The sequence below is a fragment of the Streptomyces sp. W16 genome, from assembly GCF_033194735.1.
In the GTDB taxonomy this organism is placed as follows: Bacteria; Actinomycetota; Actinomycetes; order Streptomycetales; family Streptomycetaceae; genus Streptomyces.
Map to the genome: position 1 here is coordinate 1 of NZ_JAWOAI010000305.1, position 12,067 is coordinate 12,067.

Genomic DNA, 12,067 nt, shown 5'->3' on the forward strand with positions numbered 1-12,067 from the left:
CTGCCGGGTGCGGCCCGCGTGCACCAGCGCCACCCCGAGCGTGCCGAGGACGTCCGCCTCCCGGTCCGCCGACTCCGCGCGCGCCGCCAGGTCGCGGGCGCGCCGCAGATGCTTCAGAGCGAGCCGGAGATCGCCGAAGTCCCGCTGCCAGATACCGATCACATGGTGGGCCACGGAGGCCTGGAACGGCGTCGGATCGGCGTCGAGGACCTCCCGGGCACCGGCCAGTGCCTCGCTCGGGGCCGCGAACACCATCGGCAGCAGTTCGAGAACCGGGTCGCCTTCCGCTGTCACTCCTCGGATGGTAGTGGTCCCCGGTGCACACCACACGGGTTTGGCGCTGTATCAAGTACCGGCTCGCGGGCTCTGATTGACGACCGCCGCCCCAGTGGGAGGACACGCCATGGCACCACAGCGATTCCACGAGCAGTTCGACCAGATCCAGCGCTCGATGCCCGACATCCCCCTCGCGATGGGGCCGGACGACTCCGCCGAGTTCTTCTACGAGAAGGGCGTCGTGCTCGCCCGCGACGGCGAGGAGGCCCGCCTCGTCGAGGAAACCGTACGCACCCACTTCACCGAGGCCACCGGCCTCACCGCCGACTCCGTCCGCCGGGCCGGGCCCGAGACCAACCGGTCCGGGATCACCCGCATCCAGGTCGGCGACCCCGACCACGGCGACCGGCGCGGCGACCGCGCCGTAGCGAACGCGCTGCGCGCCCTGCGCGAGCCGGAAGGACGCGCAGGACGGCGGCTCGTCAGCCGCAACCACATCGTGTCGATCGCCGTGAACGCCTGTCCCGGCGACGAACCCGTGCCCGCCCCGCTCACCCAGGGCGCCAACCCCGCGCCCGCGGAAGCCGGTTACGACCCGGACACCGCCGTGGACGTCCTCGTCATCGACACCGGACTCATGCACGACTACCGCTCCTACCCGCTGCTGGCACACGTCCAGGGCGACCCCCAGATCAAGGAGACCGACGCGGCGGGAGTGCTCCGACAGTACGTAGGGCACGGCACGTTCATCGCCGGGCTCGTCGCGGCCGTCTCGCCCAACACCGAGGTGACCGTCCGCAACACCCTCAACGACGCGGGCGCCATCCTCGAATCGGACTTCGGCGAGGCGCTGTTCGCCGCCGTCGACCAGAACGGCTGGCCCGACGTCATCAGCCTCTCCGCCGGCACCACCAACGGCCGCACCGACGGACTCCTCGGCGTCGAGGGCTTCATGCAGGCCCTGCGCGCACAGCGCACCCTGCTCGTCGCGGCGGCCGGCAACAACGCCAGCGCCACCCCCTTCTGGCCCGCCGCCTACGCCGACCTGCCCGACTACCGGGACGTCGTGCTGTCGGTCGGCGCACTGCGCGGCGACGGCGAGTACGGCGCCTGCTTCAGCAACCACGGCGCCTGGGTCAAGGCCTACGCCCCCGGCGAGCGGCTCATCGGCCCCCTCACCGGCTTCGACGCGCCCACGCCGTACACCTACCAGCACAGCACCTACGACGCCTGCCGGTTCGGCTTCACCTACTCCTGCACCTGCCAATACCCCACCCACACCGGGGTGTTGAGCCAGCAGGGCGCCAACTCGACCGGCAAGCCCGACCAGGTGATGTTCGAGGGATTCGCGCACTGGAGCGGGACCTCGTTCGCCGCCCCCGTCGCCGCAGGACTGGTCGCCGCCTACATGACCGCGAACAAGGAGAGCGACGCGCGTGCCGCCCGTACCCAACTCCTCGCGGCCAACACCGAGTACGCCGAAGTGCGCGGGGCGCATGTACCGGCACTGCGCCCGCCCACCTGGCGCCCGGTCCCCGTCGTACCGCTCTCCGCTCCGGCATGAGGGCCGGAACCATCCCCTCCACGGCGTACGATGACATGCCGTACACGAGGGGTGGCACCGTGGACCGTGCAGAAGTCGGCGCGCTCGTCCGGTCGGCAGTCGACGGCGACGCGGCGGCCTGGAAGGCGCTCGTGGAGGGGCTCAGCCCACTGGTCTGGTCAGTGGTGCGCGCCCATCGGCTCTCCGACGCCGACGCCGCCGAGGTGTACCAGACCGTGTGGTTCCGCTTCGCCCAGCATCTGGGGCGGATCCGGGAACCCGACAAGGCGGGCTCCTGGCTGGCGAGCACCGCGCGCAACGAGTGCCTGAAGGTGATCAAGGGCCTACGGCGGCTCATGCCCACGGACGATCCCCAACTCCTCGACCGCCCCAGCGAGGAGCGCACCCCCGAGCAGTCGGTCCTCGACTCGGAGGAGGCGGCCTCCGAGGCCGAGCGCATCCGCAGACTGTGGCAGGAGTTCGCCGAACTGGGCGAACGGTGCAGGCAGTTACTACGCGTCCTGATGTCCTCGCCACCACCCAGCTATCAGGAGGTGTCCGCCGGTCTGGGCATCGCCGTGGGCAGTATCGGACCCATGCGCCAGCGCTGTCTGCGCCGGCTGCGGGCCCGACTGGACGCCGGGGAGGCGCTGTGAACGGCATGTACGACGACGGTCCCGGCGCGTTCGACGCCTTCGGCCAGGACCCCTTCGACGACGAGGAGTTCGACGACCAGCAGGGCGAACAGGACGACGACGGCTCGGAGTTCGACGACGCCCTCCTGGAGGAGGAGCTGCGCCAGGCGGTCGCCATCCTGGACCCGGTCCCCGCCGAACTGCGCCAAGTCGCCATGGACGCCTACGCGTTGTACGACATGGACGCCCGACTCGCGGAGCTGACCTTCGACTCCCTGGTCGACGCCATCCCGGTCCGGGGAGTCACGGACGTACCCCGCATGCTGACCTTCACGGCGGGCGACCTCAGCGTCGACGTGGAGGTGACCAGCGACGGCCTGCTGGGTCAGGTGATGCCGCCCCAGCCGGCCGGCATCGAGGTCCTGAACGGCCCGCAGGCACTGCGCCCCACCACCCTCACGGCCGACTCCATGGGCCGCTTCACCAGCGACGTACCCCCGGCTGGCCCCTTCGCGCTACGGCTGCGGACCGGCCGGGAGGTGGTCGTCACGGAGTGGCTGCGGGCGTGATCGCCGGTGCGCGAGGAAGGGGAGCGGGACACCCCTTCCTCGCGCGTCAGGGCCTGTCCGGCGGATCAGGTCGCAGGAGGGCAACGGTCACTCATAAGCACCGGTGAGCGGGGCGTGGTGCGTGCAGCTGCAAGGCGGAGGAGGGAGGCGACGCGATGGGGGTCCCCCCGGTCGAGCGAAGCCGAGACTGGGGGAGTCGGCGACCGACGACAACGCGGCTGGGGGTCCCCCCACGCCTTTAAGGCAGTGGGGGAGTGCGCACCACGCCCCGCGTCTGCGACAGGCCGCCGGACAGGCCCTGGCGCCCTACCAGGTCACCGGCAGCGTCTGCGGCCCCCGGATCATCGTCTTCCGGCGCCAGACGATCTCCTCGGCGGGCACGGCCAGTTGGAGCCCGGGCAAGCGGTCCAGCAGGGTGTCGACGAGGAGTTCGGTCTGCAGCCGGGCCAGCACGGCACCGGTGCAGTAGTGCGGGCCGTTGCCCAGGGCCAGATGCGGGTTGGGATCACGGTCGACGTCGATGCGGTCCGGGTCCGGGAAGACGGCCGGGTCGCGGTTGGCGGCGAGATAGGAGACGTAGACCGGGTCCCCCGCGCTGATCCGGTGGCCGTGCAACTCGACGTCCTCCAGGGCGATCCGGGCCAGCCCGACGGAGGCGCGGTGCGGGATGAAGCGGAGGAGCTCGTCCAACGCGGCCTCCCGGCACTCCGGTTGACCCCGCAGGCGCTCCAGCAGCTCGGGGCGGGTGAGCATCAGATACAGCATCTGACCGCAGTTGTGGGTGACCGCCTCCCCGCCGATCTGCAACGGACCCGCGAGGCCCACCGCCTCCGGCTCGCTGATCTCGCCGCGGGCCACGGCACCGCCCAGCAGCGAGTACACATCGGTGCCGTCGCTGTCGGCGCGGGCGCGGATGGTGTCCGTGATCCACGCGTACATGCCGTTCTTGGCGCGGTCGGCGGCCTCGGCACCACCGGACGTGGAGATGATCTGCCGGGTCCAGGAGTGCACCTGCTCCCGGTTCTCCTCGGGCACGCCCATGACCTCGCTGACCACCGCGAGCGGGAACGGTTCGAGGACCCGCTCGATCAGGTCCGCCGGAGGCCCGTCCGCCACCACCCCGTCGACCAGCGTGTCGAGCAGTGACTGCGCCCGGGGCCGCAGCCGCTTCATCGCGCCGACCGTGATCGCGCCGGCGACCGGCTTGCGCAGCCGGTTGTGGTCCGGCTGGTCGGCGAACGCCAGTGACCCAGGGCGCGGCTTGAAGTGCGGGGCCATACGCGTCACTTGACGGGTCGTCACCTCCGCGCGGCCGAACCGCGGATCATTGGTGATCATCTTCACGTCGTCGTAGCGGGTGGCCAGCCACGCCCAGCCCTCACCGTGCGGCAGCCGGATCCGGTTCAGCGGGCCCTCGCGCATCAGCTCCGCGAGGACCGGGTCGAAGTCGGTCCCGGTCAGGTCGATCGGGGGCCAGTCCCGGACGGGCGGCTGCGGGGTCTGGCTGGTCAGCGTGGTGGTCTCCTCGGTCATGCGTCCACCCTCGTACGCCCCCGCCCGCCTGTCCTGCGGTAGTGCTCCAGCCGGAGGTCAGCCCGTCACGGCGGCCACGAGCGCCGCCAGCCCCGCGGCGAGCCGGGCGACTCCGGTGCCGGTGGCCGGCCCACCGGGCTCCGTCATGTACGTGTCCCGGCGCAGCTCCACCATCAGCGCGCCTACGGCCGGCTCCTTGCCGTAGAACTCCAGCGGGACGTAGGTGCCGATGAAGGGACTGTTGACGCCGATCTCCCCGCATCCCGCGAACGCCTCGCGTGCCGCCGCCGGCAGCGTGGGCGGGGTGTGGAAGGCGTCCGTGCCCAGGCAGACGGGCGGCCGGGGGCCGGTGCCGTGCAGTTCGTAGGGGAGAGGGGCGGCCGGGTAGGAGTGCAGGTCGATGACGACGGCCCGGCCGGTCGCGGCCAGCCGGTCGGCGACGGCCTCCGTCATGGCCCGGGCGTACGGGCGGAAGTAGCGGTCGATCAGCGGCTCGGGGTCGTGGTCTGCGGGCCGCAGCTCGGCGCGGTGCGTGGTGCGGGTGTAGACCGCGCCCATGCCCACGGCGAGCATCTCCTCGCGTTCGTCCGGGAAGCGTTCCGGATCGACGACCAGCCGGGACAGCCGGTTCACGAACCGCCACGGGGTGACGGCACACGCGTGTGCGGCCTCCTCGGCGATCAGGGCCGTGTGGCTGTCGGTGATGTGGTCCAGCTCGCGCGCCAGCGCCGCGTCGTCCAGCAGGATGTCCGCGCGGACGTCGGCCGGTATCTCCCGCGCGGAATGCGGCACATGGAGGATCACGGGCGAGTCGGCGGCGCCGGGCAGCAGCTCGAAGGAGGGGCCGGCGGACGGCGCGGAGGGGGACACGGGCGGCTCCCGGAGGCGTTGTCAGTGGCGTGGTGCAGGATCAAGGTATCGGCATCGACGATCACGGACCGGGGGAGTACGTGGGCGAACGCAGCCGCCCCGACCGGAGGAGACCCCGGCCGGGGCGGAGAAGAGACAAGCGCAAGTGCCCTGGAGGGCTCCCTGCGTCAGCTCAGGGAGGCCAGCGCCTCGTTCCACGTCGTCGACGGGCGCATGACCTTCGCGGCCTTGGCCGGGTCGGGCTGGTAGTAGCCGCCGATGTCGGCCGGGCTGCCCTGGACCGCGCCCAGCTCCTCGATGATCTGCTGCTCGGCGCCCGCGAGGGTCTCGGCGAGAGAGGCGAAGGCCTTCGCGAGGTCCGCGTCCTCGGTCTGCGCGGCCAGCTCCTGCGCCCAGTACAGGGAGAGGAAGAAGTGGCTGCCGCGGTTGTCGATGCCGCCGACGCGACGGGTCGGCGACTTGTCCTCGTTGAGGAAGGTCGCCGTGGCGCGGTCGAGGGTGTCGGCGAGGACCTTGGCGCGGGCGTTGCCGGTGAACGTGGCGTACTGCTCCAGGGAGGGGACCAGCGCGAAGAACTCACCGAGCGAGTCCCAGCGCAGGTAGTTCTCCTTGACCAGCTGCTGCACGTGCTTCGGCGCGGAGCCGCCGGCGCCCGTCTCGAAGAGGCCGCCGCCCGCCATCAGGGGGACGACCGACAGCATCTTGGCGCTGGTGCCCAGCTCCAGGATGGGGAAGAGGTCGGTCAGGTAGTCGCGCAGCACGTTGCCGGTCACGGAGATCGTGTCCTCGCCGCGGCGGATGCGCTCCACCGACAGCTTGGTCGCCTCGACCGGGGCGAGGACACGGATGTCCAGACCCTCGGTGTCGTGCTCCGGCAGGTACGCCTCGATCTTCTTGATCAGCTGGGCGTCGTGCGCGCGGGTCTCGTCCAGCCAGAACACCGCCGGGTTCCCGGTGGCGCGGGCGCGGGTGACGGCCAGCTTCACCCAGTCCTTGATCGGGGCGTCCTTGGTCTGGCAGGCGCGGAAGATGTCGCCCTTTGCGACCGACTGCTCCAGGACGACATTGCCGGCCTGGTCGACGAGGCGGACCGTACCGGCGGCCTGGACCTCGAAGGTCTTGTCGTGGGAGCCGTACTCCTCGGCCTTCTGCGCCATCAGACCGACGTTCGGCACCGAGCCCATGGTCGACGGGTCGTAGGCGCCGTGCGCACGGCAGTCGTCGAGGACGGCCTGGTAGACGCCGGAGTAGGAGGAGTCCGGGAGCACCGCGAGAGTGTCCGCCTCCGCGCCGTCCGGGCCCCACATGTGGCCGGAGGTGCGGATCATGGCCGGCATCGACGCGTCGACGATGACGTCGGACGGCACGTGCAGGTTGGTGATGCCCTTGTCGGAGTCGACCATCGCGAGCGCGGGGCCCTCGGCGATCTCCGCGTCGAAGGACGCCTTGATCGCGTCGCCCTCGGGCAGCGCGGCCAGGCCCTTGAGGATGCCGCCGAGACCGTCGTTCGGGGAGAGACCGGCGGTGGCGAGCGTGGCGCCGTACTGCGCGAAGGTCTTCGGGAAGAAGGCGCGGACCACGTGGCCGAAGATGATCGGGTCGGAGACCTTCATCATCGTGGCCTTGAGGTGCACGGAGAACAGGACGTCCTCGGCCTTGGCACGGGCGATCTGCGCGGTGAGGAACTCGCGCAGCTCGGCGACGTGCAGCACGGAGGCGTCGACGACCTCGTCCTTCAGGACGGGTACGGACTCGCGCAGCACGGTGGTGGTGCCGTCCTCGGCGACCAGCTCGATGCGCAGCGCACCGGCCTCGGTGATCGTCACGGACTTCTCGGTGGAGCGGAAGTCGTTCTCGCCCATGGTGGCGACGTTCGTCTTGGAGTCCGCCGACCAGGCGCCCATGCGGTGCGGGTGGGTCTTGGCGTACTTCTTGACCGAGGCGGGGGCGCGCCGGTCGGAGTTGCCCTCACGCAGGACCGGGTTGACCGCGGAACCCTTGATCTTGTCGTAGCGGGACTGGACGTCCCGCTCCTCGTCGGTCTTCGGGTCGTCCGGGTAGTTCGGCAGCGCGTAGCCCTGCTCCTGCAGCTCGGCCACGGCGGCCTTGAGCTGCGGGACGGACGCCGAGACGTTCGGCAGCTTGATGATGTTGGCCTCGGGCGTCTTCGCCAGTTCGCCCAGTTCGTGCAGGGCGTCCGGGATCCGCTGGTCCTCGGTGAGGTACTCCGGGAACACGGCGATGATGCGCCCGGCCAGCGAGATGTCCCGCGTGGTCACGGCGACACCCGCCTGCGAGGCGTACGCCTGGACCACCGGCAGGAAGGAATACGTCGCCAGGGCCGGGGCCTCGTCAGTGTGCGTATAGATGATGGTCGAGTCAGTCACCGGTGCTCCGCTCCACGTCTGCAACATTGCTCGACATCAAGATATCTCGTGATGCGGTCGCACTCGACAGCGGTCCGTCCGCACTCCGCGAACACAAGTGCGCCGATCAAGGGCAACCGACCGCCCGGTCCGGCAGTCAGTAAGGGGTGGATCACCTTCACTGACCGACGGCCGGAGCTGACCACCCGGCCGCCCGAGCGAAAGCGGATCATGAGAAATCGCACCAGAGTGACGGCCCCGGTGGCCGCGCTGATCGGCACGGCCACGGCACTGACCATGGGTTCCCCGGCCTTCGCGGCCGGACGGGGGAACGACGACACCGCGACCGGGCGGGGGAAGGGCGAAGCGGGTGCCGAGACCCTCGGCGACCCGGTGTACCCGAGCCTCGGCAACGACGGCTACCGCGTCCGCTCCTACGACCTCGACCTCGCCTACGACGCGACGACGAAGCTCGTCGACGGCACGGTCACGATAGAACTGCGCACCACCGAGGCCCTGACCCGGTTCTCCCTCGACGCCCTCGGCCTCGACATCCACGAGGTCCGCGTCCAGGGCCGTAGGGCCGACTTCGAGCAGGCCGACGAGAAACTGCGGATCACGCCCGCCAGGACGCTCCCGGCGAAGGCCAGGGTCACCGTCTGCGTGGAGTACTCCGCCGACCCGAGCCGCGCCGCCGCGCCCACCGGCGGCTGGGTCGTCACTCCCGACGGTTTCGCGGTGTGCGGCCAGCCGAACCTGGCGCACACCGTCTTCCCCTGCAACGACCACCCCAGCGACAAGGCCGACTTCACGTTCCGGATCACCGTCCCGGACGGGCTGCGCGGGGTCGCGAACGGTCAACTGGTGTGCACCGAGCGGCTGGACGGCGACCGGACCGCGTTCAGCTACCGCTCGCGCTCGCCGATGGCGACCGAGCTGGTGCAGATCACGGTCGGCGACTACGTGGTCAAGGACCGGCCGGGCCCGCACGGGCTGCCCCTGCGGGACGTCGTGCCCACCGCCCGTGCCGCCGCCCTGGAACCGGCGCTCGCGCTCACACCGGGACTCGTGGACTGGCTGGAGCAGCGGCTGGGGGCGTTCCCGTTCGAGACGTACGGACTGCTGCCCTGCAATTCCGACAGCCCGACCGCCTTTGATTTCACGGGACTTGAGACCCAGACCCTCACCCTGTACAAGCCGAACTTCCTGCTCCAGGTGGAGAGCAAGATCGGCTCGCACATGATGCACGAGCTGGTCCACTCCTGGTTCGGCAACAGCGTCAGCCCCGCCACCTGGGCCGACCTGTGGCTGAACGAGGGCCACGCCGACTTCTACGGGCTGCTGTACCGCTACGAGCGCGGCTGGGCCGACTCCCTCGGCCTCACCACGATGGAAGCCCGGATGAAGGACACCTACGCCCGCGGCGACCAGTGGCGCCACGACTCCGGACCGGTGGCGGCACCCAACGCGGCCAACCTGTTCGACAGCCAGCGCTACCTGGGCGGCGTCCTTGTCCTGTACGCCTTGCGGGAGTTGATAGGCGAGGACACCTTCCACGCTGTGGAGCGCGAGTTCCTCGCCCGGTACCGCGACTCCGCCGCGACGACGGAGGACTACATCGCCGTCGCGTCGACGGTCTCCGGCCAGGACCTGTCCGGCTTCCTCCGGGACTGGCTCTACGGTACGGCGACGCCGCGCATGCCCGGTCATCCGGACTGGACGGTGACACCGGTGAACCCGTCCCTCGCCGTCCCGCACGGTCGGACCGGCGGGCACTACCACGACAACTCGGCGACTCTCTGAGGGAGTTGACCGGTCGGTCGAGTCGGACTTGATTCGTCAGTCGAGCCGGGTGGAGGGGACTTCGCCCGGCTCGTCCTCCGGGATCCGCTGCTGCGGTATGGCGATCGACCCCTGCTGGAGCGCCACCGTCCGCGTCGGCGCCGGGATGCGGATGCCCTCCTGCCGGTACCGCTTGTGCAGGCGCTTGATGAACTCGTGCTTGATGCGGAACTGGTCGCTGAACTCGCCGACACCCAGGATCACCGTGAAGCCGATCCGGGAGTCGCCGAAGGTGTGGAAGCGGATGGCCGGTTCGTGCTCGGGGATCGCGCCGGTGATGTCGGTCATGACCTCGGCGATGACCTCCATGGTCACCCGCTCGACATGCTCCAGGTCGCTGTCGTAGCCGACGCCCACCTGGACCAGGATCGTCAACTGCTGCTCGGGACGCATGAAGTTGGTCATGTTCGTCTTGGCGAGCTGGCCGTTCGGTATCACGACGAGGTTGTTGGAGAGCGCCCTGACCGTCGTCTGACGCCAGTTGATGTCCTCGACGTATCCTTCCTCGCCGCTGCTCAGCCGGATGTAGTCGCCGGGCTGTACGGTCTTCGACGCGAGGATGTGGATGCCCGCGAAGAGGTTCGCGAGGGTGTCCTGAAGCGCGAGCGCGACGGCGAGACCGCCGACGCCCAGGGCGGTGAGCATCGGCGCTATCGAGATGCCGAGTGTCTGGAGCATCACCAGGAAGCCGATGGCCAGGACCAGTATCCGGGTGATGTTGACGAAGATCGTGGCCGAACCGGCAACCCCGGAACGGGAGTTGGTGACCGCTCGCACCAGACCGGCGATCACCCGGGCCGCCGCCACCGTCACGGCGAGGATCATCAGCACCTGGAGGCTCTGGTTGACCTGGTGCTGAACAGTGTGCGTCAACGGCAGGACCGCGCCCGCGATAGCCGCGCCACCGGCGATCGCCGACCACGGCAGCACGGTCCGCAGCGCGTCGACCATCACGTCGTCGCCGCTCCAGCGGGTGCGGTCGGCGTGCTTGCCGAGCCAGCGCAGCAGTACGCGCAGCAGAAAGGCCGCCAACAGGCCCGAGGCCAGGGCGATTCCGGCGAGCATGAAGTCGTCCAGGGTCGGCGTGCGGTTCATCGGTCACCTCCGGGGGGAGAAGCTGCGGCGAAGAGCGCCGCGGACGGCCGGATGTGAAGTGTCGTCACGTTGCCACCTGCTCGAATTGCGGGCATTGCCGGTATTGCGCTCACGCCGGCCGGGACGGACCCGTACACCGGCGCGACCGCTCATCCTGCCGTATCCGGACGGGGAGTTCGTACCCGGTGCGGGGCTGTGAGCATGGGTTTCGGACGGCTCCCGTAGCACCGGCGAGCGCGGTAAGGCGTACGTTCCGCATCACCCCCCCCGCTTCCCCGTCCTCCCCAACTCCGCAGACCTATCTGCGAGTTGACTGAAGATCAGAAATGCTTGACGTGGTGTGCGGGGCGGCGGCAGGCTGTTGGACGGTGATCTACGGGAGGGGTGGTATGACGGGTCCGGTACTCGCCGTCGACCAGGGCACATCCGGCACGAAGGCTCTGGTGATCTGTCCCGAACGCGGCGTGATCGGCACCGGGTTCGTCTCGGTGGGGACCCGCCGGCTGCCGGGCGGCCTGGTCGAGGCCGACCCCGAGGAACTGTACGAGTCGGTGATCGTCGCGGGGCGCCGCGCGCTCGCCGAGGCCGACGAACCCGTGACGGCGCTGGGCCTCGCCAACCAGGGCGAGACCGTACTCGCCTGGGACCCCGACACCGGCATGCCGCTGACCGACGCGCTCGTGTGGCAGGACCGCCGCGCAGAGAGCGTCTGTGCCGAACTCGCCGAGCACGCCGATGAGTTACGCCGACTGACCGGCCTGCCCCTCGACCCGTACTTCGCCGCGCCCAAGATGGCCTGGATCCGCCGCCACCTCACCCGCGAGGGCATGGTCACCACCAGCGACTCCTGGCTGGTGCACCGCCTCACCGGCACCCACGTCACCGACGCGGCGACCGCCGGCCGCACCCAACTCCTCGACCTGGACAAGGCCGCCTGGTCGCCCCGCGCCCTCGACCTCTACGGACTCGTCGACGAACGACTCCCGGGTGTCGTCGACTGCGCCCAACCCATCGGTACGACCACCGCGTTCGGCGCCGAGATCCCTCTCACCGGACTCGTCGTGGACCAGCAGGCGGCCCTCCTCGCCCAGCGGATCACCGCACCCGGCGGCGCCAAGTGCACGTACGGCACAGGGGCGTTCCTGCTCGCGCACACCGGCGACACACCCCGGCGCGGGGACTCGGGTCTGGTGAGCTGCGTGGCCTGGCGGCTGGACGGGCGGACCAGCTACTGCCTCGACGGGCAGGTGTACACGGCCGCGTCCGCCGTGCGCTGGCTCACCGACCTCGGCGTCATCACCGGCGCCGCCGACCTCGACCGCGTCGGCGGCACCGTCC

The 12,067-nt window shown here is 70.4% G+C and carries 9 protein-coding genes and 1 pseudogene; 5 read left to right on the forward strand and 5 right to left on the reverse strand.

The annotated features are described in order from the left end of the window. Nucleotides 1-294: pseudogene (locus R6V09_RS32565) on the reverse strand (CHAT domain-containing protein); the annotation flags it as partial. Between the two features lie 109 nt (nt 295-403). Here R6V09_RS32565 and R6V09_RS32570 point away from each other — a divergent pair. The 3 genes from R6V09_RS32570 to R6V09_RS32580 are packed head-to-tail and all read left to right on the forward strand — an operon-like array spanning nt 404 to nt 3,023. Further along, nucleotides 404-1,840, forward strand: coding sequence for a S8/S53 family peptidase (locus R6V09_RS32570; RefSeq protein ID WP_317885053.1), 1,437 nt, complete (start codon nt 404-406; stop codon nt 1,838-1,840). After that, complete coding sequence (locus R6V09_RS32575) at nt 1,837-2,475, forward strand: RNA polymerase sigma factor (protein ID WP_317885054.1); 639 nt, start codon at nt 1,837-1,839, stop codon at nt 2,473-2,475. Before R6V09_RS32570 ends, R6V09_RS32575 begins: the two co-directional genes overlap by 4 nt. Then, on the forward strand, nt 2,472-3,023 hold the full coding sequence (locus R6V09_RS32580; protein WP_442810199.1) for a hypothetical protein: 552 nt from the start codon (nt 2,472-2,474) through the stop codon (nt 3,021-3,023). Before R6V09_RS32575 ends, R6V09_RS32580 begins: the two co-directional genes overlap by 4 nt. 306 nt (nt 3,024-3,329) lie before the next feature. On the opposite strand, the gene R6V09_RS32585 is transcribed toward R6V09_RS32580, so the two are convergent. From R6V09_RS32585 to R6V09_RS32595, 3 genes are all read right to left on the reverse strand, one after another. Further along, nucleotides 3,330-4,556, reverse strand: coding sequence for a cytochrome P450 (locus R6V09_RS32585; RefSeq protein WP_317885055.1), 1,227 nt, complete (start codon nt 4,554-4,556; stop codon nt 3,330-3,332). A 57-nt stretch (nt 4,557-4,613) separates the two neighbouring features. After that, a complete protein-coding gene (locus tag R6V09_RS32590; RefSeq protein WP_317885056.1) occupies nt 4,614-5,426 on the reverse strand; it encodes an N-formylglutamate amidohydrolase in 813 nt (270 codons plus the stop codon). A gap of 167 nt (nt 5,427-5,593) precedes the next feature. Continuing rightward, entirely contained in the window at nt 5,594-7,813 is a 2,220-nt protein-coding gene (locus R6V09_RS32595; protein WP_317885057.1) for an NADP-dependent isocitrate dehydrogenase, read from the reverse strand. Between the two features lie 210 nt (nt 7,814-8,023). On the opposite strand from R6V09_RS32595, the gene R6V09_RS32600 reads away from it, so the two are divergent. Continuing rightward, a complete protein-coding gene (locus R6V09_RS32600) occupies nt 8,024-9,595 on the forward strand; it encodes a M1 family metallopeptidase (RefSeq protein WP_317885058.1) in 1,572 nt (523 codons plus the stop codon). Between the two features lie 36 nt (nt 9,596-9,631). Here the strand turns inward: R6V09_RS32600 and R6V09_RS32605 are convergent, their stop codons facing one another. After that, on the reverse strand, nt 9,632-10,729 hold the full coding sequence (locus tag R6V09_RS32605; protein ID WP_317885059.1) for a mechanosensitive ion channel family protein: 1,098 nt from the start codon (nt 10,727-10,729) through the stop codon (nt 9,632-9,634). 389 nt (nt 10,730-11,118) lie between these two features. Between R6V09_RS32605 and R6V09_RS32610 the strand changes: the two genes are divergently transcribed. Next, the coding region (locus R6V09_RS32610) for an FGGY family carbohydrate kinase (protein ID WP_317885060.1) at nt 11,119-12,067 on the forward strand (949 nt) is incomplete at its 3' end.

Excerpts from the sequence above, each read along its gene's own strand:
- R6V09_RS32585 (WP_317885055.1), bottom strand. The coding sequence starts at position 4,556 with ATGACCGAGGAGACCACCACGCTGACCAGCCAGACCCCGCAGCCGCCC.
- R6V09_RS32605 (WP_317885059.1), bottom strand. The coding sequence starts at position 10,729 with ATGAACCGCACGCCGACCCTGGACGACTTCATGCTCGCCGGAATCGCC.
- R6V09_RS32575 (WP_317885054.1), top strand. The coding sequence starts at position 1,837 with ATGAGGGCCGGAACCATCCCCTCCACGGCGTACGATGACATGCCGTAC.
- R6V09_RS32570 (WP_317885053.1), top strand. The coding sequence starts at position 404 with ATGGCACCACAGCGATTCCACGAGCAGTTCGACCAGATCCAGCGCTCG.
- R6V09_RS32600 (WP_317885058.1), top strand. The coding sequence starts at position 8,024 with ATGAGAAATCGCACCAGAGTGACGGCCCCGGTGGCCGCGCTGATCGGC.